The sequence below is a fragment of the Streptomyces sp. GDS52 genome (genome assembly GCF_052246875.1).
Classification (GTDB): domain Bacteria; phylum Actinomycetota; class Actinomycetes; order Streptomycetales; family Streptomycetaceae; genus Streptomyces; species Streptomyces cathayae.
Genome location: NZ_CM125966.1, coordinates 3,319,135 through 3,341,346, shown reverse-complemented (window position 1 = coordinate 3,341,346; position 22,212 = coordinate 3,319,135). Strand labels below are relative to the sequence as shown.

Here is a 22,212-nt window from a genome sequence, read left to right as displayed (position 1 = left end):
GGCTCACCACGAGAGGAAAGACTGCCGTATACACGCAGGCGGTTCCAGGAACACTCGGCGAACGGCGTTGAACGGTGACGTACTTCGCTTCGTACCAGGGGGCAAGAAGGCGGGGCGGGGCGGGAGCGGCCCTGCTCCGCCCTCGTGTGCGATGGGGGAGGTACCCGGTCCGTGGCCGTCACCAAGTTGCCCGCCGCCGGGGCGCCCGGGCCGGCAGAGGACTCCGGGCCCTCGGGGGAGACCGGGCCCTCCGGGGAGACCGGGCCCTCGGGGGAGTCCCGCCACGTCAACTCCCCTCTCCTGCTCGTCCTGTTCCTGCTTTTCGCCGTGATGTTCCAGGACTCCGTCCGCCGCGCCCTGGCCGCACCCGTGATGCAGAGCTGGATGACGGTGTTCGTCGCGGTGCTGATCCAGGCCCTGCCCTTCCTGGTGCTCGGTGTCCTGCTCTCCGCGGCGATCGCCGTGTTCGTCCCGCCGTCCTTCTTCGCCCGTGCCCTGCCGAAACGCCCGTCCCTGGCGGTCCCGGTCGCGGGCGCGGCGGGCGCGGTGCTCCCCGGCTGCGAGTGCGCGTCCGTCCCGGTGGCGGGGGCGCTGGTGCGCAGGGGAGTGGCACCGGCGGCGGCGCTGGCGTTCCTGCTGTCCGCCCCCGCGATCAACCCGATCGTGCTGACGGCGACGGCGGTCGCCTTTCCGAACGTCCCCATGATGGTCCTCGCCCGTTTCGTGGCGAGCCTGCTGGTGGCGTGTGCGACGGGCTGGCTGTGGCAGCGCCACGGCCGCGCGGAGTGGCTGCGTCCGCCGGCCCGTTCGTCCTCCGAGGGGCAGAGCCGGGGCGCCGCGTTCTGGGGTTCGGTCCGGCACGACGTGATGCACGCCGGTGGCTTCCTGGTGGTCGGCGCGATGGCCGCGGCGACGCTGAAGGCGGTGGTCCCGGCCGACTGGCTGCGCCTGGCGGCCGACCACCCCGTGCTGTCGGTGCTGGTGCTGGCGGCGCTGGCCGTCCTCCTGTCGCTCTGCTCGGAGGCGGACGCGTTCGTGGCCGCCTCCCTGACCCAGTTCTCGCTCACGGCCCGGCTCACCTTCCTCGTGGTGGGTCCCGTGATCGACCTCAAGCTCTTCGCCATGCAGGCGGGCACGTTCGGCCGCGGCTTCGCCCTGCGCTTCGCCCCCGCGACCCTCGTCCTGGCGGTGGCGGTCTCGGCCCTGACCGGAGCGGTCCTGCTGTGAACCCGAACCCGAAACCGAATTCGAACCTGAACCTGAACCGCCAGGCCCAGGCGGCTCTCCTCTTCCTCCTGGGCGCGACCGTGCTGCACGCGGGCCTGACCGACCTCCATCTGCGCTACGTCAAGGCGGGCCTGCGTCCGCTGCTCCTGCTGTCCGGCGCGGTACTCGTCGTGACGGCGGCGGCGACGGTCTGGTACGAGTGGCGCGGCACCCACCGAAGGCGCGAGCAGGACCGTGACCAGGACCGGGAAGACGGTCATGGTCACGGCCATCGGGAGCCCCGGGTCGCCTGGCTCCTGGCCCTCCCCGTCCTCGCCCTGATCCTGGTGGCGCCGCCGGCCCTCGGTTCGTACAGCGCCACCCACACGGGCACGGCGCTGCAGAAACCGTTCGGGTTCCCGGACCTTCCCGCCGGGGACACGCTCCGCCTCGGGGTCGGCGAGTACGCGGCCCGCGCGGTCTACGACGACGGCCGCCACCTCGGCGACCGCACCATCAGGCTCACCGGTTTCGTCGCCCTGGACCGGGCCGGGACGCCCCAGCTGGTCCGGATGTCCCTCAGCTGCTGCGCCGCGGACGCCCAGCCGGTCAAGATCGCCCTGACCGGCGAGGTCCCCCCGGTCCTGCGGCCGGACGCCTGGCTGGAGGTCAGCGGCACCTACACCCCGCGCCGGACGAAGGACCCGGTCAACGGCGGCCCCGTCCCCTACTTCGAGGTCACGGCCGCCCAGCCGGTCCCGGTCCCGCGCGACCCGTACGACGAGGTCTGGAACGGCTGAGGGGGCTCAGGGCTCTCAGGGGCGGCCGTCGGCGGCCGTGTCCCGGGTGACGGCCTCGCCCTGGATGACGCGAGGGGCCTTTGGCTGCCGGCCCTGCTCCCGCGCCTGCTCGACCCGCTCCTCCTCCTTGGCCGCACGGGCCTCGGCCTTGAGGATGCGGGCGGACTTGCCGGCCGAGCGGGCCAGCTCGGGCAGCTTCTTCGCACCGAGAACGGCGATGACGACGATGAGGATGATCGCGAGTTCGCTCAACCCGAACATGGGGGTCCGTCCTTCTCGTGAGCCGTTGCCGGATGCCGCCCGTAGAATCTACAGCAATGTAGAGAATTTGACGGCGTGCACGTGTCTATACGATGACCGCCCGGGAACGGGAGGGCGGCGGAAGGGAGACGGGCCGTGGTCGAGGGCGATCAGGGGCGTGGTCAGCGTCACCGACGGCGGGGGCAGGGCGAGTTGGAGGCACTCGTGCTGTCGGCGCTCCGGGAGGCGGGCGGCCCGGCGACGGCCGGCTGGGTGCAGGAGCGTCTGGGCCAGGACCTGGCCTACACGACGGTCATCACGATCCTGACCAGGCTGCTGGCCAAGGGCGCGGTCACCCGTGAACGCGCGGGCCGCTCCTTCGCCTGGACGCCCGCCGCCGACCACGCCGGACTCGCGGCGCACCGGATGCGCAGGGTGCTGGACGCCGAGAGCGACCGGGAGGCGGTCCTGGCCAGCTTCGTCACCGGTCTGGGCCCGGACGACGAACGGCTGTTGCGGGTACTGCTGGGTCAGCCCCGGGGCGACGGGGAAGACTGAAACCTCATGGGGGTGTTCGTCTTCCTTCCGCTCGTTCTGCCGCTGACGGCTTGGCCGATCGCCCGGCTCGCCGAACAGCATCTGCACCCGCGGACCGCGGCCCGGATGCTGACCTGGGTCGCGGTGGTGATGGCGGTGTGCAGCACGGTGTGCCTGTGCCTGGTGATGGTGGTCGGCACCGCCACCCTGCCCGGCAACCCGCTGCCCGACGGCTGGTCGGACCCGGAGGTGCGGGCGGCGGTCCCCTACGACGAGGTCGTGGGCAAGGCGGCCATCCCGGCCCTGTGCGCGGTCCTGCTGGTCTGTGCGCGCACGCTGTGGCGGCACGTCCGCGCCCGCCGACGCGCCCACCGCGCCCTGGCCGGCCTGCCGGACACGGAGGTGGCGGTCCTTCCCGACGGCACCCCGTACGCGTACGCGCTCCCGGGCGGCGGAGCGAGCCGGGACCGGGTCGTGGTCACCACCGCTCTCCTCGACCGTCTGGACTCCGGCGAACGCCGTGCCCTGTTCGCCCACGAGCGCGCCCACCTGACCGCGCGCCATCACCGCTACCTGCTGGCCGTCCGGCTGGCCGCGCACGCCAACCCGTTCCTGCGCCCGCTGCGCACGGCGGTGGCGTACGCGGCGGAACGCTGGGCGGACGAGGAGGCGGCCCGTACGGTCGGCGACCGCCGTACCGTCGCCACCGCCATCGGCAAGGCGGCGCTCGCCTCCCGGTCCGGCCCGCCCCCGCCGGCGTTCGCGGCGTCCGGAGCGCCGTTCGCGGCGCCGGGACCGGTTCCCCGCCGGGTGGCCGCGCTGCTCGGCCCGGCTCCGGCCACGGGGCCCTGGCCGACGGTGTTCACCTCGGTGGGCCTGGCGGCCTGGGGAGCGGCCGCCGGTACGGCGATGTCGGCGATGTCCTCGGCCAACGCGGCCGTGACCCTGTTCTGGATCCTCCGCACGGCGACGGCGCTGTGAGCGCGGCGGCCCGGCGCCGGGCCGCCGTCCGTGTTCGTGTTCGTGTTCGTGTTCGTGTTCGTGGGGCCTGGCTGTCATCCGGCCATGAACACACCGGACCGGGTGCTCGACGTGGGCCGTTTCACCGGCAGGGTGAGACGGCTGGTCGTCGGCTCCCTCACGGCCGGTACGGCTGCTGGTGCTGCTGGGGCGGCTGCCCGTACGGCTGCCCGCCGGGACCGCCCGCGTCCTGCGCCTGCAACTGTTCGGCCTGCTCCTGGGAGAGCTTCGACTCCGCGCCGCAGAAGGTGCACTGGGTCGAGTACTTCGTCGAGACCGGGAACAGCGGAACGAAGAACAGGGTGAACTTCGTGATCCGCTTCCTGAGCGCGTGCGCGGAGGGATTCCCGCACCGGGTGCACACCAGGGTCAGCATCGCGAGCTGGTACAGATACCCCTTGGTGCCGAAGATGATCATGTGATGCCCCTTCCGTGAACGATGTCCGCCGCCGCCGCCACCGCCGCCGCCGCCGTTGCCGCTGCTCTCGTCGCTGCTTCTGCTGCCACCATGTCACCGGCTGCCCGGGTGAGCTATCGGCAATGTGTCCTGCCGTGAAACTGCCGGGCTCCGCCCCGGCGGGCACGGCCGCGCTGGTGTGGGCCCTCACGGGCCCGGGCCGTTCCGCGGCGAAGCCGATCCCCGCGGAACGCCTCACCGCGGCCCCCGAGCACCTGCCCCCGGATCCCTCCGCCACCCCCGGCCCCGGGCTGCCCCTCACCGGAAGCACGGCAGAACCCGCAGAACCTGCAGAACCCGCCGAATCCGCCGAACCCGTCGGCTCAGCCGATCCAGGTGCGACAGGCGCGCCAGAGGACTCCGGTGGCTCCGACGATCCACCGCGCACCCCTCAGGGATACCAGCGGTCAGCCGCCCGGCCGACTGCCCGACGGCTCGCCCGCCGGACAGGCTCTAATCGCCCCCACCACCCCCGCCGTCACCGCCGCCCCCACCCCCGCCGCCGTCGCCGCCGTCGCCGCCACCACCGTCGGAACCCCAGCCGTCCCCGCCGCCGCTGCCGGGCTCGTTGTCGTCGCGGCCTCTGCCGAGATGGGTGAACCAGGGGCGGTCCCACTCCTTGTCGGCGGCGAGCGGCTCACCCCCGTTCACCGGGCGCCGGTCCGACGGGAACCGCGCCGACCCCGTCGTGTCCCCGAGCCCGAAGGCGACGGCGAAGGCGTGGGCCATGACGGCATCCAGCGGGTCGGTGCTCTCGTACCGCACGGGGCTCAGCGGCAGCAGGACCGTGTCCGGCGCGGGTGCCGCCCAGCGCGGGGGACGCGTCAGCAGGGCGACGCGGCGTTCGTCGCGCAGGAGCCACGAACTCGCCGAGTTCTCCCTCCGCAGCACCCAGTGCTGCCCGGGCAGCCGTACCTCCACAGCACTCCTGGACTTGCGCAGTCGCGTCCGGAGGCCGAGTTCCGCCGTCACCTCGCCGACCGTCAGGCGCAGCCCCTTGGACGGCTCGGGGGCGTCGCGGTCGAAGCCGTACGGCGCCCGGATCCGTACCACGGGCGCGTGTGGCCCCCACACGTCCACGCGTATCAGGCGCCGGTCCACAGCGACCGTGACCGGTCCGGCGGGCCCCGGCGCGGAGCGCCGCGCGATCCACAGCGGTACGCCCTCGGACCTGGCCCGGTCCGCGAGGGCGGCCACCGGGCCGGGCCCACCGCACTGCCGGACCGCGAGTTCCCCCAGCCGGTGGGCGAATTCGGCGGCTTGGCGCACCTTCACCGGTGTGGCGCTACCGGTGACGCGGATCACCGGGACGACCCCTGGTCCCTGCGCGAGCCACGCCAGCGGGCGCTCCGTCCCGCCGCCCCCGAGCCAGCACCCGCGCTGGAACGCCTCGGCCATGGCGCCGAGGTTCAGCTCGCTCAACGGAGTGGTGCGTCCGCCCCTCCGCAGACGGTCCTCGGTCAGCCGCACGGTCCGCGCCAGCGGATTCCGCGACCGTTCGTCATAGAGCAGCGGCAGGCTCACACCATCCCCCATACCGAATGTCCGAGTACCAGAACGCTTCTGCGCCCCGGCTGCCGACGGTAAGCCTTCAAGACACCCCCACGGACGGGCGGGCCACTCCGCCCGGGAACGCCGGGCCGTCTTCCTCAAAGGCTCCACCACCACACAGAGTGCGCCCGGCCCCCGACGGTTCCCTGTGGCCGGTCCCGGTCCCGGTACGTGGTGACGCTCGTGGTGGTCGGGGTGTCGCGTCCTGCCGGCCCGGCGCGGTCGCTCACCGCGGCAGGCGTGGCTGCCGTCACGACTCCAGGTAACGCAGTACGGCCAGGACCCCGCGGTGGTAGTCCGTCGTGCGCGCGAGTTCGAGCTTGTCGAAGATCGTGTCGAGGTTCTTCTCGACCGTGCTCAGGGAGATGCGCAGCTTCTCCGCGATGGCCGCGTTGATGTGTTTCTCGGCCGGGGTCTCCAGGATGCTGCGTTCCCGGGGGCAGCCGGTCCGGCGGATCGCTGTGCGTCGTACGGATCACCAACTGCCGTACGCCCTACGGGTCGAGGGCGGCGCAGCCCTCCCGGATCCGCTCCAGCGCGTCGAGGAACTCCTCGACCTGGGCGACCCGGTCCTTGAGCAGGTAACCGACCCGTTCCGCGTTCGCGGTCAGCAACTGCGCCGCGTAGTCGCGCTCCATGTGCTGGGACAGCACCATGACGCCGACCCCGGGCCACCGCTCGCGGGTCTCGAGTGCGTCCCGCAGCCCCTCGTTCGTGTGGGTGGGGGCATCCAGATGTCCACGACGACCATGTCCGGCGGCCGTGCCTCGACCTCCCGCAGCAGGGTGACGGCGTAGCCCACCGCGGCCAGGACCTCGTGTCCCTCCTCGACGAGCAGCCGGACCGGTCCTTCCGCAACATGTCGAGTCCTCGGCCAGCATTGCGCACACGGCAGCTGGTGGGCCCTCCGGAGGGACTGTGGACGTGTAGCAGGCTGTCCCACAGCGCCGACCCGGCTGTGCACCCGGTCAGCCCGCTGCCCGGCGGATCCGCGCCGCCGACGCCGTCGTCCTCGACGCGTACGACGCGGACGGTCCCGTGCCGCCGTGCGCTCACGAGGATCTCCGTCGCGGCCAAGTGCTTGGCGGCGTTCGTCCCGGGCTCCGACACGACGAAGTAGGCGGCGGTCTCGACGGAGGAGGGCAACAGCCTGGTGAGGGCGAGGTCCATCCGGACGGGGATGCCGCACTGCTCGGAAACCCCGGCGAGCGCCTCCCTCAGCCCCAGATTGTCCAGCACCGTCGGATACACCCGCCAGGCCACTTCAGGCAGCTCGGTCAGGACGTCCTGTGACTCCTTGTGGGACTGCTCCAGCAGGCCCTTCGCCTGCTCGGGTGTACGGCCCCGACGGGCGCGCCCGAGGAGCATGGCCGGCGCCACCAGGCGCTGCTGCACCCCGTCGTGCTGCAGGTCATGCTCCACAACCACCCTAGAAACCGCAGGTCAGCGCCGGTATGAGAGTTACCGTCGAACAAGTACGGTTTTCCGCACCCTGCGGTTTTCCGCAGGGTGGACCGGCGGCTGAACAACCGGGAGAGCTCGAGCAGGGCCCTTCCCCCGGCCCCCTCCCGAACGGTCACCGGCAAGCAGGCAGGGGCCGTCAAGTTCTCCAGCGTGCTGGGCGCGTGAAAGATCGTGATCGGGTCGATCGTTCGCATGGGGAATGCATGTTCGGTCAATTCTGGCTGAGAAGCAAGAAAACAGGCCACATTTCGTCCTGTCTGTTTGCCGGAACTCGGTTCGACGACAGCATGGTCGGGCTTGAACGGCGCGCTGCGCCGCGGAGTGAGATCGTCGGGGGTGTTGGTGAATCAAGCGTGGCCGCCGTCCACATTTCTTGGCCGGTTGCGGGATGCGACGCGGAAAGAACTCCTGGGTCAGGGCACCCCAATGGCCTATCCGCCGCATCGTGCTCTGCTCCAGCAGGGCGACGAGAGCCGACACGTCCTGTTGCTCACGAGCGGTGTCGTGAAGATCGTCGCCAGTGCGGAGAGCGGTTACGACATGCTGCTCGCCGTCCGCATAGCAGGTGACCTGGTCGGTGAGATGGCGGCCTTCGAGGAGCGCCCCAGGTCCGGCACGGTGGTCGCGTGCAGTGACGTGACCGCGCGGATCATCCAGGTGCGGGCGCTGGAGACCTTCCTCTCCGACCGTCCGGACGCCATGCGGGCCATCCTCCACATGCTGTGCGCCCGGCTGCGCTGGGCCAACCGGCGCCGGATCGACTTCCAGGCCTACGACTCGCTGACCCGGCTGGCCCGGGTCCTGGCCGAGTTGTGCCAGGCCTATGCCCAGCCCGAGCCGGACAGCGACGGCAAGCGGTGCGACCTCGGCGTGACGCTGACACAAAAGGAACTCGCGTCGCTGGCCGGCCTGAAACTGAACACGGCCGAAAAGAGCCTGGCCGCACTGACAGCTCAGGGACTGGTGGAACGCAGTTACCGGACCATAACCATCTGTGACGTTCCGAAGTTGCTCGAATTCGCCAAAGTCGCTGCTGACAACCCGTACTGATACGGGGTCACTTCGAGCACTCTCTCCTAGCCTCTCGAGCAGCACTTTGTGGGCAGTGTCTGCCCACCGCCTGCCCAGAGAGGAAATGATCGGGTGGCTGCGTGGCCTGACTTCCATCCCTGCACCTGCATAGCCGTGGACGCACAGGCCTACGGAAGCAACAGCGACCGTAGGCAGTCCGAAATCCAGCACGATCTGCCGCGGCTCCTCGATCGCGCCGCCAGAGGTGCCGGCCTGGACCGCGCGCAGTGGCAGATCCAGCGCAAGGGCGATGAACAGCTGGCAGTGCGGCCCGTCGACGGCAAGGAACCGCGCCTGGTCGACGACTACGTCCGCCATCTCGTCGCCGAGCTGCGCGAGTACAACGCCCAGCGAGTTCCTGAGGCCCGCATGCGACTGAGGGCCGTCATCCACCAAGGACTGGTGGAGCTGGCCGACAACGGCTTCGCCGGCACGGCAGTGGTGGCCACGGCGCGGCTGCTGAACGCACGTCCGCTCTACGACGCCCTGGCCGCACATCCCGGGGCCGACCTGGTGCTGCTGCTGTCCGACGACGTCTTCCGGTCCACGGTGGCGGGCGGTCACACGACTCTGACCCCCAAGGACTTCACCCACGTCACCGTTCAGGTGAAGGAGTACGAGGCCACGGCCTGGCTGCGCGTGCCGGCACTCGGCGCACCGGTCACCGCCTCACACGAGCCCGGGACCGCGGGGATGGGAAGACCCGCGGCCCCGGAGTCGGGGGAGCCCGCGGCGGTCCGGCCCGGACCGGCCGCCGCGGGCGGAGCCGGTGGGGCGGAGATCAGCAACGAGTACCGGGCCGACAACATCAACGTCACCAATGTCGCCGGTCCCGTGGACGCCCGGGGCGCCGTCTTCGGCTTCGGGAGCACCGGTGGCTGACGAACCGGACCTGGACGACGGACCGGCCGTACCGCCCGTACCCGCTTTCGATGAGGACGTTGCGCAGCCCGCACCGGACGACGCCGGCGGTACGCCGGAAGCCGGGGAGGGCACCCTCGGCCCGGATGCCGGACCGGACGCGGCTCCCGAACGGGGTCAGGAGCCGGACGAACGGGAGGAGGACGACCGGGGCTACGACGATCTGCGTCGCGTCCACCAACTCGTCAACAACAACTTCTACGGCGGTGTCGACGCCTCCGGAGCCGCGTTCGGCTTTGGTGCCGTCTCGTCCACCGGCCTCGCCCCCGGCACCATCGAGCACGAGGAGACGGACCGCGCCCTGCGGTTCTACGTCCCGCCGCAGCCCTGCTTCGACGAGGCGCTCGGCAGACTGCGCGAGGATGCTCTCGTAGTGCTCACCGGTCAGGACAACTGCGGCCGGGGCGCGGGCTCCCTCGCCCTGCTCAGGGAAATCCTGGGGGAGAAGGCCAGGCTGCACAGTCTGTCGCCCGCCAACGCCCTCGCCGAGCTGGCCGAGTCGAGGGACCTCAAGCCGGGGCAGGGATACGTCATCCTCGACTACGTAGGCGAGCTGCGTCCCGAGGCCGTACAGGCGTACGAGATCGGGCGGCTGAGTGAGGAACTCGGCCGTAAGGGGTCGTACCTGGTGATCACCGCGGGCGACACGGTCCGTCGGCGGCTGGCGCTGCGCGCCCACTGCGTGCCGTGGCAGACCCCGGACCTCGAGGAGCTGTTCGAGCACTGCAGGGGGAAGCTGCCACACACCGGTCTTGACCCGGACATCGAAAAGGAACTGCTGGAGCGGGTCGGCGAACAGCGACGACCGGCGGACGTGGTCGAAGCGGCCGTGGCCCTGTCCCGGGAGGGCGTGGAGACAGCACTGGACACCCTGCGGGACCGGCACCGGGAGCGGGTCCAGGACTGGTTCCGCAAGCGGCCGGCTGCGGACGACCTGCTCCCGCTCGCCGCCCTGGCCTTCCTGGAGGGCATTCCTGAGCGGACGTTCGAGAAGGAGTGCGCCGCTTTCGCCGCTCATGTGCGCAACTGGGAGCAGAGCGGCGAGACGCCGGTCGCGGAGCCGGACGGCTCGACCGGAGTGCGGTTGAGCCGTGCGGTGGCCGACCAGTCCCGGGCCCGGTGGCGAGAACGGGCGGTGGAGCTCGTGACAACCGAGTTCCGGCTCGGCCCGAGCCGGGATGCCGGGCGCAGCGAGCGGTGCCTGGTCTTCACCTCGCCGCGCATCCGCGAGCTCGTCATTGCGGAGTTGCACGACCTGTACGGCTACGAGCTCTGGTATCCGTTGCGCCAGTGGCTGGGCGAGCTGGCCCTGCTGGGCGACCTGGACACCCGGACGGAGGTGGCCCGGGGCGTCGCTCTCCTGGCCCGGCACGCGCTTGTCGAGGTCGACGAGACCATGTTGAAAGTGTGGTCCGAAGGGCTCACCAGTCAGCGGGTGACCGCCGCGCTGACGCTGCAGTTCATGTGCGACGTCGAGCATCTCGCGCCGCAGGCCCTGTACATCGCCCTGAGCTGGACGGACAACAGCGGGCCGGGCCGTGCGGTGACGGCGGCCATGGCACTGACGGGCCGCCTGGGTTCCCTCTACCGCCTGAAGGCGCTCAACGGGCTCTGGTTTCTGACACAACGCGGGGAGCGAATCGCGTTCTCAGCCCGTCGTTCGCTGGTTCTGCTGCTGCAGACCGCCGAACATGACCCGGAACGCGTGCTGTTCATCCTCCGGTACGTACGGACCGTGATCGCCAAGGCGGCGCCAAGGTCCCGAGAGCGGTCGATCGCGCTGCGGACCGCCGTTCAGCTTCTGGAAACCGTCCGGCTGGAGGCTCCCGAACCCGTCACCGCGGCACTCCTGCGCACCGTCCCGGACAGTGCCCGCCACCTCGGGTCTCTGTGGGCGGATGTCCTGCACAGTGGCAACCGGAGCCGGGCGGTCGGCGCGCTGTGCCGGACGCTGGCGCAGTTGCGGGACGACCCGTCCGTCACCGGTGCCGTACGCGAACTCGGCGAGGCCATGCGGAACGCCATGAGCGTGCGCCAGTGGACCGCACTGTGCCACCACCTGTCCATCGCCCTGAACCACCCCGACCACGCGATCCCCGGCACCCGCCGACTGGCACAGGTGCTCATCGGATCACTGCACGGCCGACCGCCGGCGGACTCCCGGCGCTCCACCGCGTCCCTCATACCCACCCCTCCCTTCACTTCCTCCCAAGGAGGCCGAAGCAAGTGAACTACCCGGTCATCGCCGAGCACATTCTGGCCACGGTGCAGGGCGCCTGGTGGTCTCGGCGCCGCCGTCGCGACGACGTGCCACAGTTGCCGCCCGGCGCGGTCCATGTCTTCAGGGTCGGCGGGAACTACCGCCAGTTCCCCGAGGGCATGGTGTTCGACCCGTCCCACCCTGATGTGCTCGACGCCTCCTCGGTCAGCCTGGTCGACACCCGGGCGCGCCTGGTCGACGTGGAACGCATGCTCCCGTCGGTGAGCGAGGCGGACAACTTCACGGTGCGGGCGTCTTTCACCTGCCAGGTGACCGACCCGACCGTCATCGCTCGGCAGGGCATCATCGATGTCACGGTTCCGTTGCGCGCCTATCTGATGGGCGACGGCGACCTGCCGAGGGTGAGCGCCGGGTACCGCGTGGAGGAGGTCAACGCGGTACGGACCGAGGTCGGCCACCGTATGACCGCCTACAGCACGATCGTGCCGCCGCGGGTCGCGGGCATGAACGTGGAGTTCGTCAGCGCCGAGGTGCACGCGTCGGACGACCTGCGGGACTGGGAACAGAAACTGCGCGACGAGCGGCGCTCCCGGGAACTCCAGCGGGGGCAGCGTGACTTCGAGACCCAGGCCGCACACCAGATTGCGGAACTGTTCTCCCAGGGATCCGACCACGTGGACGCCTTCGGCATCGCTCGGAAGGAGATCGACGTCACGGAGGTGGCGGCCCGCATCCACCGGAACACCGAGGAGGAATCGGTTCGCCGCCACAAGGCCGAGACGGCGGAGCGGGACCACGCGCAGTCGCTGGAGACGACGGCGGCGCAGGTACGCCGCGAGGTGCTGCTGACGCTGCTGCGGCAGATGGGCGGCAGTGAGTACGGTGTCGACTACCACCAGGTCCTGGACCAGGTCCTGCGGGAGACGGGCGGCCAGGCAGCGCCCGGCCTCGGAACCACCACTGGCACCACTCGCATGGTCGAGCCGGGGCCGGCACGCCCCAGTCGCACGAAAACGGGCCGGGGCGGCTCGTACGACCCGCAGGGTGGTTTCGTCAAGGACGAGGACGATCTCGTTGACTGACTTCCTGACGGATCATGTGACGGCCCCTGGCACGGCGGACGGCCAGGGCACGGACGATGCCGCTGCGCGTACTCCACATGGCCGGGGCACCACCCGCACCACCGGTGACTGGGACCTTGCCCGTACCACCCGCAGTCCCTTCGGCTTCGACGTCGCACGACGGCTGCGTGCCCTGACCGGCGTCGACGAGGAACTGCTGGCCAGGGTCAGGTACGAGCGGAGCAAGTACACGGCCCTCGGCGGGGTGGTGCTCGGAACCTCCGTCATCGCGGCGTTCTCCATGTGGAACTTCGCGACCGAGGCACTCGGCAGGGTCTCCCTCGTGGCCCTCGTCCCGACGGTCATCTGGATGCTGTTCGTACTCAACCTCGACCGCTGGCTGGTCACTCCACAGCCGAACGCGCGACGACGGGTCGGCCCTCTCCTCACGCGCCTGCTGATCGCCCTGATGCTCGGCGCGGTGATCGCCGAGCCCCTGGTGCTGCGCATCTTCCAGACGGCCATCGAAGAACACGTCGCCGACGAACGCACGGACGCGATAGACCGGTTGCGCACGAACCTGGTCCGCTGCAACCCCGTGCCCTCCACGACGCAGACCGTCACCCCGGAGGGCTGCGACAGGACGTACGTCCTCTCCTTCGGTGAGACGCCCGGCGAACGGGCCGAGGAACTGACCGCCTTGCGCTCGGACGCTGCCACTCTGCAGAAGCGAGTGGACCGGGATACGACCAGGCTGGAGGCCATCGATTCCGAGGTACGGGACGAGTGCCGCCGACTGGTCCGTATAGCCGCCACCGGGTTGTATCAGCGGACGTCCGAGTGCTTGCGCCTGCGCGACAAGGCCCAGGACTACCGGACGACCCACCGTACCGATGAGAACGAGAAGCGACTGGCCCGCATGAACAGCCGCATCTCGGAGATCGAGGCCGAACAGACCGTGTCACGCGGCGACTTCCTTGAGGCCCGGGCCGAGGGCATCGAGCAACGGCTGGACCAGGAACGCGCCAAGCAGAAGGAGATCGGTGTCCTGGAGCGGATGAGGGCACTTGATCAACTCGCGGCCGGGAACCCGGTGCTGTTCGTGGGCATCTGGCTCGTCCGCCTGCTGTTCGTCTTCCTCGACGTACTCCCCGTGCTGGTGAAGTACCTGAGCGGCGAGTCCGCGTATGACCGGATGCTCACCAGCGCGAGCAACAGCGCGGTCAAGCTCCACGACGAGGAAGTCCGGTTCGCCGAGCGTCGGGCCATGGCGAACCTCGAGATCGCCCAGGACACCATCGAACAGGAGGTCCGGCGTCACCGAGCCGAGTCGGAGGCGACGTTCCGGGAGCACACGGCAGCGATGAACATCCGGGTCCGGCAGGCGGTGAACTCGCTGGAGGACGAGATCCGCCGCTCGTCGACGGTCTGACGCCAGGTCTGCACCAGGAACACAGCACCACGGCCGCCCCGCACGCCGGGCGGCCGCCTGACACCGACGGAACGGAGGGGAAGCATGACCACACCCGGAGACGACGCCGACATGGCCCCGGACATCGACACCGCAGCCGAGCGGAGGACGGAAGTCGCCAGGGTCCTGCTGACCGAGGTCCGTGAGGAGCTCATGAGGGCCGACAACAAGGCCGGCCTCATGCTGGCGTCCCTGGGCGCAGCCCTGACCGCCCTGCTCGGCGCGATCGGCAGCGGCGTCGTCGCCCCACGGCAGTACGCCGTCGTCCCGCAGCTCCTCCTCTGGGTGGGCTGCGCCGCCTGCGTACCGGCACTCGTCCTGCTGGGCCTGGCCCTGACTCCACGGCTCGGGAACCCCCGCTACTCCCGTACCCACTACTTCGGCGACGTGAGGCTCGCGGTGTCGGCCGCGCATCTGGAACGAACGGTCCACCGCACCGACCTCATGTCCCGGGACCTGAGCCAACTGGCGACCCTGTCCCGGATCGTCTGGACCAAATATCGCTGCATACGCCACGCACTGGCCTGGGGCACGGTCTTCTGCACGCTCACGCTGCTGGGCATAGTGACGGGAGCGTCGGCTTACTGACTTCGGTGCTTTGAGGTCAGGGGGCGGCAGGCCGATTGCGGTCCCGGTCACGAAGCCGTCGAGTGTCGCGGGCCTGTACCGCAGGCGTCCGATCCGGCCGCGGACCAGGGTGTCCAGCCGGTCGACCGTACCGGTGGTGAGATCGGCCGGACTCCGCTTGCATCGCGACCACACAGCCCATGGAAAGCAGCGCTCGATGTCCGCCGGGGCCTGCACCCGCGCGCTACTACCACGACGATGGCCTGATGGTCGGAGACAGGTTCCGTTTCCCCCCGAACGGGGCCTGTCTTTCCCGATCTCGGTGGTAGGCGCGAGAATGAAGTACGGTCGCCACGTATTCGGCGGGGACGGAGAGGAGGAATGCGGTGTCGTACGAGCCCAAGCTGGCCGCAGCCCTTTCCGGCGCCACGCTGCGACAGCTCTCTCACTGGCGCCGTGCCTCCGGTAAACAGGGCGCGCTCCTTGTGCCGGAGATCTCCGACTCACGTCCCATCCTGTACTCCTTCCGTGACGTGGTGGCCCTGCGGGCCTGCGTGAAGCTTCGCAAGGAGACGTCGCTGCAGAAGATCCGCAGGGCCGTGGACACGCTCCGGGAAGACCTGGGGGAGCGGGAGCATCTGTCCGCCTACGCTCTCGTCGCGGGGCCGGACACGATCTATCTGGCGGCGCCTGAGCAGGCAGTCGATCTGATCAGAGGCGGAAACGTGGTCATCCACCAGCTGGTGGATGTGCTTGCGCCCTTCTACAAGGACGGCCGTCACATCCCCGACCTGCTGAAGCCGCGTGACCACGTCGCCGTCGACTCCGCCGTACGCGGCGGTGAGCCGGTCATCGAAGGGACACGGATCCCCGCGGCCGAGGTGGCCGCACTGGTCCGGGACGGCGTTCCGCCGGACCGGGTCAGCGACTTCTACCCTGGCGTCAGTGCTGCGGCGGCACGTGACGCGGTCGACTTCAGCGACTATGTGGACAGCTACGTGGACAGCTCTCAGCAGGTCGCCGCTTGAAGCTGCTGCTCGACGAGAACGTCCCCAGGCCCATGGTCGAAATCGTGCGCATCCTGCTGACCGCGCACGACGTGGTGCACGTGCACGAACTGGCGGGTTGGGCCGGCACGAAGGACATCGCGCTGTACGCGAAAGCCAAAGCTGAAGGCTTCCAAGCGATCATCACCAACGATGTCAAGCAACTGAGCCGGCCCATGGAAGTCGAGGCGATCGCACGATCGGGGCTCCATCGCATCCAGTACCGCCAGAACAACAAGCACGGAGGTCTGGTCGGCCTCGGCACCGCCATAGCCACTGTATGTGCGGCGCTTCCGCATGCCCTGGCCGAGCTGGAGGAGGCAGAGGGGCAGTTGCTCGTTTCTCTTACGGCCGTCGATCCCTCCCGACGGAGCCGATTGCAGGTCACGGACCCCGCTGTTGAGCCGCCGAAGCACTGGCCAGGTCGCTGAGCACGGGCTGTACGACGGCTGCGCCGCCGACATCAGCCGGGCCGACCGCCCGGGCTCGATACGTAGCGCTCGTGATGGATGAGCGCATGGGGCACATCGACGAAGTCGTTGCTGTCGAACACCAGGCGGCGTTCCGGCGATGCCTGCAGCCGGAAGTTCAGCTTCAACGTAGCCCCGGGCGGCGTTCCCGGCGACTTGCACCGGACCCGGCCCCCACACCGGACGGGGCCCCCGTGCGGTGACCGCGCCGGTGGTGATGCCCGGCACCACGACGATCGCCGGCACGTGTCGCCACCGGCCCAGGTCCCCGGCGCCCCCTCGTCTGCCGCCGGGGCCGCGCCCACCAGTGCGGGGGCGTTCCTGCTTCTTGTGCCGTTGCCCGGGATGCAGGTGGTCACCTGCTGTCGGATGGTGGAGTCATGAACCATCACCAGCCCCTGCACTCGATCGACATCGACACCCGGCTCGTCACGGTCGGTGCCGTGCTCACTGCGGCGGGTGCCGTGGTGGCGTGCACCGGCATGGGCGTCATGGCCGTCGCCGTGTTCGCCGCAGGCCGGCGCATGGTCCGCGCCATGGACGTGCCTCCGGCCCAGCAGGCGGCCATGAAATGGCGGCAGGCCAAGGAGGCGTCCCGAGCGGGCATGCAGGCCTGGCAGTCCGCTTCCGGCGACCAGCACGGGTCGCTCGCCCCCTAGCCGACCGGGCGAGGGGCGGAAGGAGAACCGCTGCACCCGCCGACGCCTGCGGAAGCACTCGGAGCGGGGCTGTCCAGGACGACCCGGGGTCCGTCCTCGGCGAGCCCGAACGCCACGGGTGGCGCAGTCGCCGTGTTCGTCAAGGGCTGTGGGGGCCTCGCGCGCCCGGGGCGTTGTCGGCGCTGAGGGCGTTCTCCCGCAGGCCCGGTTCGGTACGGAGCGTCCTGGTGAACCAGTCGCCGTAGCGGTTTCCCAGAAACGGGGCCGTGGCGCCGTGGAGGAGAACGCTCAGCCCCACGGTCACGGCGATGACGCCGTTCAGCTGCGTCGTCCCGGGCAGGTGCTCCTCGAAGGCCAGCAGGCCGAAGACCAGGGAGGCGAGCCCGCGTGGACCGAACCACCCGATGTAGGCGACGGATGCGGCCCGCAGACCGGTGCCGGCCATGGCCAGGGCGACCGGCAGCATCCGGACCGCGGTCAGGCTGATCAGCGCGTAGGCCACCATCCGCCACGTCAGGTGCTGAAGGGCCGGCCCCAGGATGACCGCGCCGAAGACCAGGAAGCTCACCGAGGCGAGCAGGAGCCCGAGCCGCTCGCTGAACTTCGCGCTCTGCGCGGCACCCGGGCCTTCGGCACGAGCGACATGCCCTGACGGCGCGCCACGCAGCCGGCTTCCGAAGGCCAGACCGGCGACCCAGGCGCCGATGAAGCCGCTGCCTTCGACCGCGGTACACAGCGCGTAGGTGATCACGGGAACGGCGAGTGTCAGGAACTGCCGCCATGCGGGAGTGCTCCAGTCCCGGGCGACCGACCGGCGCAACACGTCCGCCCCGGCCCAACCGGCGGCGAGTCCGATCGCACCGCTCAGCAGCAGCGCACGCAGAAACGTCACGACGACCCCCGGATGCCCCTCCGCCTCACCCGCCGCCGCCAGCGCCAGCACGAAGAACGGGAGCACCAGACCGTCGTTCAGACCCGATTCGACGCCCAGGCCGCCTCGGACCAGCGCCGGCACCCGCTCGTTGGAGAAAGCCTGCTGTCCGAGCGCGGCATCCGTCGGGGCCAGGATGACGCCGACCAGTGCCAGCTCCCACACCCCCAGACCGGGCAGGAGGGGCCAGGCCACCAGCCACCCCAGCACCATCGTGAGGGGCAGCCCGACCACGAGCAGCCGCAACGGCAGGAACCCCTCCCTGCGCAGGTCCTCGATCCTGATCGCCGCCGCGTCCGTGAACAGCACAAGGACGAGCGCGCTCTCCAGCAGCGTCCGGACGACCTCCGGATCCCGGTCCGCGTTCAGCAGGTCCAGGCCCGGAGGCCCGATCGCCAGCCCGCACACGACGAACACCAGGGGCCCGGACAGCACCGTCGTCGACAGCCGCCGCGAGAGCGCCCCGTAGCCGACGACCACGCCACCGGCCACCACCACACTCCACTGGCTCATCCGCACTCCTCACCCGGGACCGGGGTGACCACCCGGGCAGCTGTGCCGGGACGACGCGCCACATGTCCGACCACGCCACCCACCATGCTCACACAGTGACACGACCGCTCACTCTACGTGTCGGGCCGGTCGAGCCGGGGACTCCCGGCCCCGGCACGCGGAGCCGGGAAGGGGAACTCCGGTCACCGGCGGCAGCCTTCTTCGACCGCCGGATGGTGGGTGGCATCGTCCTGCTCCGCACCCACCTGGGCGGCGGGACCGGTGGGTGGTGTGAGCGCTGTCCGAAGCCGGCTCCCGAAAGTCCCCCCGGTACCAGGTCAGGGGCCCGACCCGCGATACGGATCAGGCCCCTGACCTGGTGCTTCACTGTCGGGGTGGCGGGATGTGGCCCCACGGCCTCCTCACCCGAAGCGCCTTGGGCGGGGACGCCGTCCGGGACCGGTGCAGCTCTCACCTGCGCGGACGACTCGTCGGTGTCCGTGCTCGCCCGTCGTCGAGACCGCCGCTGCCCGTTGGCGCTGTCGCGCGGTCAGACGCTCACCCCGTGCCCCCGGCTCACTTCCTGCGGCGCCTGCCCACCTTCTTCTTCAGTTCGGCCTGGCCACGTTTCGTCCACACACCTTGATGGAGGTGGCAGCGTGCGTGACCGCGCAGCCCGGGACAGGGCGCATGGCAAGCAGCATCAGAGCTCCACGCGCACACGGGCCGGTACATCCAGCGTGTCTTGACGCGCACGCTTTCCCCCTGTTTCGGTGGGTGGCCCGGCTACGGGAGGGGGGCCGGCGCACGATCGCGTCTGAACGACGGTGAACAGGGCTGAACGAGACGGAAACCGAGACGGCCGCACTCCTCACCGCAGTGCCGGAGACGGCCCGCGGCCAGTTGTCGAAGCCACCGTCACTCGTGGAACTAAGCCGCCTCGGGTCGCGTCGCACGCATGCCCGAGGCGGACTCCTGTGCATCCTCGAACGGGAAGGTGTCGTCCTCCCCGAAGGACGGGGCCTGGAAGGGGTTCGTCGCCGGAGGCGGCGATGCCGCGGTGGGGCAGCGGGGTTGCCCTTCCGGGGCGGAGAACAGCGATGTCAGATCGATGGGAGGTCTCTCTTTCGTTACAGGTCCCCGAAGGGTCCTGGTGTGCCGTGACCGGGCACAGCGGTCCTACAGCTTGGTCATCTTGGCGTACGGGCTCAGGATCCGCATCTGCGCCGAGCCGAAATCCACGAGCACCGCGATGTCATCCTCGATGCCGATCACCCGGCCGAGGCCGTACACGTCGTGTGTGACCTGGTCGCCCATGGCGAAGTGCTTGGGAGCCGGTGTGGCCGGGGCCTTGAAGGGGCTGGTAGGCAGACGACGCTTCGGTGCAGCAGGCTTTGTCATGGCCCAGTATGGGCCTACGCGTCCCCCGCTTGCTGTGACCGTCGGCACAGATCCAGACGGGAACGACCGCGTCACGCCACTGACCTGCGGTTTCGAGACCTGGTAAGGGACATTTTCGTTGTAGGGCAGGAAAGGGCAGGAAGGGGAGGCCGCTGCGGACGACGAAAAGGGCTTGGTGCGGGTTGCACGCCGACGCCCGCCGGGCCGCCGTCGAGGAGATCCTGCGCACGGTGCCCGGCTCGGTCGCGCTGCACCACGACCTGACGTCCGCCGCCGACAGCGCGGTGCACCGCACCGTACGCGATGCCGGCGGTCTGCTGGGCAGCGGTGACGCACCGCTGGTGAACGACTGTGCGTGCTGCGCGCTGCGGGAGGACCTCGTCCCCGAACTGCTGCGGCACGGCCGAGTGGCGGCGGACGGCCCCCCGGCCGAGGTGGTCACCCCGGCTCTGCCGGCCGAAGCCCTGGGCGTGGCAGGCGGGGAACGGATCGACGGGCGGCAGGCGCGCCCGCGTACGCACGCACGTGCTGCCCGGGGGCGTCTCCCGCGCCGGCGGTGCCGTCGGAGCAGTCCGGCGGCGACGGCACCGCCGGCGCGGGCGCAACGGGTCAGCGGAGACTCTCCTCGCGGGCCCGGGTCCAGGCGGACTCGCGCAGCAACCGCAGGCCGTTGAGGGCGACGATGACGGTCGAGCCCTCGTGGCCGAGGACGCCGAGCGGCAGCGGCAGGGTGCCGGCCAGGTCCCATACGACCAGGACGGAGATGAACACGCCGGCGATGACCAGGTTCTGCACGACCAGGCGGCGGGCCCGGCGGGAGAGGGCCACCACGGCGGGCACGGTGGCCAGTTCGTCACGGACGATCACCGCGTCGGCGGTCTCCAGGGCCAGATCGGAGCCGGCCCGGCCCATGGCGATGCCGGTGTGGGCGGCGGCCAGGGCGGGCGCGTCGTTGACGCCGTCGCCCACGACCAGAAGCCTGCGGCCGGCCTGCTCCAGTTCCCTGACCGCGGCCACCTTGTCCTGCGGCAGCAGTCCGGCGCGTACGTCGGTGATGCCGACCTCGGCGGCCAGGCGGGCGGCGGCACGGGGGTTGTCGCCGGTGACCAGCGTCGGCGCGTGGCCGGTGAGCGCGGTGAGCGAGGCGACGGTGGCGGTGGCGTCCGGCCGCAGTCGGTCGGCGATGCCCAGGACTCCCACCGGCGCGCCGTCGGCCACCACCAGGACCGCGGTGCGCCCGCCGTCCTCCAGGTCGGCGGCGACGGCGGTGTGCGCGTCCTCGGCGCCGGACAGCAGCCGGGCGGGGACGCCGACCGCGATCTTGCGGCCGTCGACGGTGGCGGTGACTCCGACGCCGGGCGTGGACGTGAAGTCCTCCGCGACGGGCAGGGCGAGACCGCGGGCGCGGGCGGCGTCCACGACGGCGCGGGCCAGCGGGTGCTCGCTGGGGTGCTCGGCCGCCGCGGCGAGGACCAGCAGTTCCGCCTCGCCCCCACCGGATCCGGGCAGCGGCCGGACGTCGGTCACGCGCGGCGTGCCCTCGGTGAGCGTGCCGGTCTTGTCCAGGGCGACCGCGTCGACCTGGCCCAGACGCTCCATCACCACGGCGGACTTCACCAGCACGCCGTGCCGCCCGGCGTTGGCGATCGCCGACAGCAGGGGCGGCATGGTCGCCAGCACCACCGCGCACGGCGAAGCGACGATCATGAAGGTCATGGCCCGCAGCAGCGAGTCGGTCAGCGCTGCGCCGAAGGCGAGCGGCACTGCGAACACGGCCAGCGTGGCCACCACCATGCCGACCGAGTAGCGCTGTTCGACCTTCTCGATGAACAACTGGGTCGGCGCCTTGGTCTCGGACGCCTCCTCGACCATCTGAACGATCCGGGCGATCACCGAGTCGGAGGCGTCCCGCTCGACCTCCACGCGGAGTGCGCCGGTGCCGTTGAGGGTGCCGGCGAACACCTCGTCGCCGGGCTCCTTCGCGACGGGCAGCGGTTCGCCGGTGATGGTGGCCTGGTCCACCTCGCTCGCCCCGTTCAGTACCCGGCCGTCGGCGCCGATCCGCTCGCCGGGCCGCACCAGGACCGTGTCGCCGACGGCGAGGTCGGCGGTGGGCACGGTCTCCTCGGCGCCGTCGGCGCCGTCGGCGCGCAGCCGGGTCGCGGTGGCCGGGGCGAGGTCGAGCAGGCCGCGCACCGAGTCGGCGGTGCGCGCGGTGGCGAGGGCCTCCAGGGCGCCGGAGGTGGCGAAGATGACGATCAGCAGGGCACCGTCCATCACCTGGCCCACGGATGCCGCACCCAGCGCCGCGACGATCATCAGCAGGTCGACGTCGAGGGTCCTCTCCCGCAGCGCCCGCAGTCCGGCCAGCGCGGGTTCCCAGCCGCCGGCGAGGTAGGCGAGCGCGTACAGCACGCCCCAGGTCCAGGCGGGCGCGCCGGTCAGTTGCAGCGGGAGCGCGAGCAGGAACAGCACCGTGGCCGCTGCGGCCCAGCGGACCTCGGGCAGCGCGAGGAGCCGGGTCCGCCGCCGCGGGGCGGCGTCCGGGGGCGCGGTCGCGGCGGGCGCGGGCCGCTCGGTCAGGGTGGGAGGCATGACGAAGAACCCTTCGGAGGGCGGAACGGAT

20 protein-coding genes and 3 pseudogenes are annotated in these 22,212 nt (G+C 71.0%); 14 read left to right on the top strand and 9 right to left on the bottom strand.

The window, feature by feature from the left end; translation table 11 throughout:
* Positions 1-171: 171 nt before the first annotated feature.
* Both ACTWJ9_RS15135 and ACTWJ9_RS15130 read left to right on the top strand, forming a co-directional pair.
* The gene (locus ACTWJ9_RS15135; RefSeq protein WP_388703888.1) at positions 172-1,227 is read left to right on the top strand and encodes a permease; all 1,056 of its coding nucleotides are present in this window, start codon (positions 172-174) and stop codon (positions 1,225-1,227) included.
* A 32-nt stretch (positions 1,228-1,259) separates the two neighbouring features.
* Positions 1,260-2,006 carry a TIGR03943 family putative permease subunit gene (locus ACTWJ9_RS15130; protein WP_279337974.1) on the top strand — a complete coding sequence of 249 codons (747 nt, stop codon included), beginning with the start codon at positions 1,260-1,262 and terminating at the stop codon, positions 2,004-2,006.
* Positions 2,007-2,021: 15 nt separating this feature from the next.
* Here ACTWJ9_RS15130 and ACTWJ9_RS15125 read toward each other — a convergent pair whose 3' ends face one another.
* Entirely contained in the window at positions 2,022-2,267 is a 246-nt protein-coding gene (locus ACTWJ9_RS15125; RefSeq protein ID WP_388703885.1) for a Sec-independent protein translocase subunit TatA/TatB, read from the bottom strand.
* A 135-nt stretch (positions 2,268-2,402) separates the two neighbouring features.
* On the opposite strand from ACTWJ9_RS15125, the gene ACTWJ9_RS15120 reads away from it, so the two are divergent.
* Both ACTWJ9_RS15120 and ACTWJ9_RS15115 read left to right on the top strand, forming a co-directional pair.
* Positions 2,403-2,804 (top strand): BlaI/MecI/CopY family transcriptional regulator, encoded by a 402-nt coding sequence (locus ACTWJ9_RS15120; RefSeq protein ID WP_279334746.1) that lies wholly within the window; start codon positions 2,403-2,405, stop codon positions 2,802-2,804.
* A gap of 6 nt (positions 2,805-2,810) precedes the next feature.
* Positions 2,811-3,764, top strand: a complete 954-nt coding sequence (locus tag ACTWJ9_RS15115) for a M56 family metallopeptidase (protein WP_279334745.1) — start codon at positions 2,811-2,813, stop codon at positions 3,762-3,764.
* Between the two features lie 157 nt (positions 3,765-3,921).
* Here ACTWJ9_RS15115 and ACTWJ9_RS15110 read toward each other — a convergent pair whose 3' ends face one another.
* From ACTWJ9_RS15110 to ACTWJ9_RS15095, 4 genes and pseudogenes are all read right to left on the bottom strand, one after another.
* Complete coding sequence (locus tag ACTWJ9_RS15110) at positions 3,922-4,221, bottom strand: zinc-ribbon domain-containing protein (RefSeq protein ID WP_279334744.1); 300 nt, start codon at positions 4,219-4,221, stop codon at positions 3,922-3,924.
* Positions 4,222-4,713: 492 nt separating this feature from the next.
* A complete protein-coding gene (locus ACTWJ9_RS15105) occupies positions 4,714-5,784 on the bottom strand; it encodes a hypothetical protein (protein ID WP_443295843.1) in 1,071 nt (356 codons plus the stop codon).
* A gap of 277 nt (positions 5,785-6,061) precedes the next feature.
* Positions 6,062-6,692 (bottom strand): annotated as a pseudogene (locus ACTWJ9_RS15100) (response regulator).
* A 367-nt stretch (positions 6,693-7,059) separates the two neighbouring features.
* A pseudogene (locus ACTWJ9_RS15095) lies at positions 7,060-7,206 on the bottom strand (sensor histidine kinase); the annotation flags it as partial.
* A gap of 495 nt (positions 7,207-7,701) precedes the next feature.
* On the opposite strand from ACTWJ9_RS15095, the gene ACTWJ9_RS15090 reads away from it, so the two are divergent.
* The 8 genes from ACTWJ9_RS15090 to ACTWJ9_RS15055 all read left to right on the top strand — a co-directional run bounded on the left by ACTWJ9_RS15090 (position 7,702) and on the right by ACTWJ9_RS15055 (position 16,064).
* On the top strand, positions 7,702-8,325 hold the full coding sequence (locus tag ACTWJ9_RS15090) for a Crp/Fnr family transcriptional regulator (RefSeq protein WP_279334742.1): 624 nt from the start codon (positions 7,702-7,704) through the stop codon (positions 8,323-8,325).
* A gap of 93 nt (positions 8,326-8,418) precedes the next feature.
* The gene (locus ACTWJ9_RS15085; RefSeq protein ID WP_443295842.1) at positions 8,419-9,228 is read left to right on the top strand and encodes a hypothetical protein; all 810 of its coding nucleotides are present in this window, start codon (positions 8,419-8,421) and stop codon (positions 9,226-9,228) included.
* Positions 9,221-11,497: a hypothetical protein gene (locus ACTWJ9_RS15080; RefSeq protein ID WP_443295841.1), complete on the top strand. Its 2,277-nt coding sequence runs from the start codon at positions 9,221-9,223 to the stop codon at positions 11,495-11,497. Before ACTWJ9_RS15085 ends, ACTWJ9_RS15080 begins: the two co-directional genes overlap by 8 nt.
* On the top strand, positions 11,494-12,570 hold the full coding sequence (locus ACTWJ9_RS15075) for a hypothetical protein (protein WP_388703870.1): 1,077 nt from the start codon (positions 11,494-11,496) through the stop codon (positions 12,568-12,570). The genes ACTWJ9_RS15080 and ACTWJ9_RS15075 overlap by 4 nt, the downstream gene beginning before the upstream one ends.
* Positions 12,563-13,981: a DUF4407 domain-containing protein gene (locus ACTWJ9_RS15070; RefSeq protein ID WP_279334738.1), complete on the top strand. Its 1,419-nt coding sequence runs from the start codon at positions 12,563-12,565 to the stop codon at positions 13,979-13,981. Before ACTWJ9_RS15075 ends, ACTWJ9_RS15070 begins: the two co-directional genes overlap by 8 nt.
* Before the next feature lie 84 nt (positions 13,982-14,065).
* Positions 14,066-14,608, top strand: a complete 543-nt coding sequence (locus tag ACTWJ9_RS15065; RefSeq protein WP_279334737.1) for a Pycsar system effector family protein — start codon at positions 14,066-14,068, stop codon at positions 14,606-14,608.
* 365 nt (positions 14,609-14,973) lie between these two features.
* The gene (locus ACTWJ9_RS15060) at positions 14,974-15,615 is read left to right on the top strand and encodes a DUF433 domain-containing protein (protein WP_279334736.1); all 642 of its coding nucleotides are present in this window, start codon (positions 14,974-14,976) and stop codon (positions 15,613-15,615) included.
* Positions 15,612-16,064, top strand: a complete 453-nt coding sequence (locus ACTWJ9_RS15055; RefSeq protein WP_279334735.1) for a DUF5615 family PIN-like protein — start codon at positions 15,612-15,614, stop codon at positions 16,062-16,064. Before ACTWJ9_RS15060 ends, ACTWJ9_RS15055 begins: the two co-directional genes overlap by 4 nt.
* A 32-nt stretch (positions 16,065-16,096) precedes the next feature.
* On the opposite strand, the gene ACTWJ9_RS15050 is transcribed toward ACTWJ9_RS15055, so the two are convergent.
* Positions 16,097-16,231, bottom strand: coding sequence for a hypothetical protein (locus ACTWJ9_RS15050; protein WP_279334734.1), 135 nt, complete (start codon positions 16,229-16,231; stop codon positions 16,097-16,099).
* Between the two features lie 252 nt (positions 16,232-16,483).
* On the opposite strand from ACTWJ9_RS15050, the gene ACTWJ9_RS15045 reads away from it, so the two are divergent.
* The gene (locus tag ACTWJ9_RS15045) at positions 16,484-16,762 is read left to right on the top strand and encodes a hypothetical protein (protein WP_279334733.1); all 279 of its coding nucleotides are present in this window, start codon (positions 16,484-16,486) and stop codon (positions 16,760-16,762) included.
* A gap of 139 nt (positions 16,763-16,901) precedes the next feature.
* Here the strand turns inward: ACTWJ9_RS15045 and ACTWJ9_RS15040 are convergent, their stop codons facing one another.
* Together ACTWJ9_RS15040 and ACTWJ9_RS15035 are read right to left on the bottom strand one after the other, a co-directional pair.
* Positions 16,902-18,206, bottom strand: coding sequence for a cation:proton antiporter (locus ACTWJ9_RS15040; RefSeq protein WP_279334732.1), 1,305 nt, complete (start codon positions 18,204-18,206; stop codon positions 16,902-16,904).
* Between the two features lie 1,158 nt (positions 18,207-19,364).
* Positions 19,365-19,586: a hypothetical protein gene (locus tag ACTWJ9_RS15035; protein ID WP_279334731.1), complete on the bottom strand. Its 222-nt coding sequence runs from the start codon at positions 19,584-19,586 to the stop codon at positions 19,365-19,367.
* Positions 19,587-19,738: 152 nt separating this feature from the next.
* Here ACTWJ9_RS15035 and ACTWJ9_RS15030 point away from each other — a divergent pair.
* A pseudogene (locus ACTWJ9_RS15030) lies at positions 19,739-19,984 on the top strand (hypothetical protein); the annotation flags it as partial.
* A gap of 211 nt (positions 19,985-20,195) precedes the next feature.
* Here the strand turns inward: ACTWJ9_RS15030 and ACTWJ9_RS15025 are convergent.
* Positions 20,196-22,181 (bottom strand): heavy metal translocating P-type ATPase, encoded by a 1,986-nt coding sequence (locus ACTWJ9_RS15025; RefSeq protein WP_443295840.1) that lies wholly within the window; start codon positions 22,179-22,181, stop codon positions 20,196-20,198.
* Between the last annotated feature and the right edge of the window lie 31 nt (positions 22,182-22,212).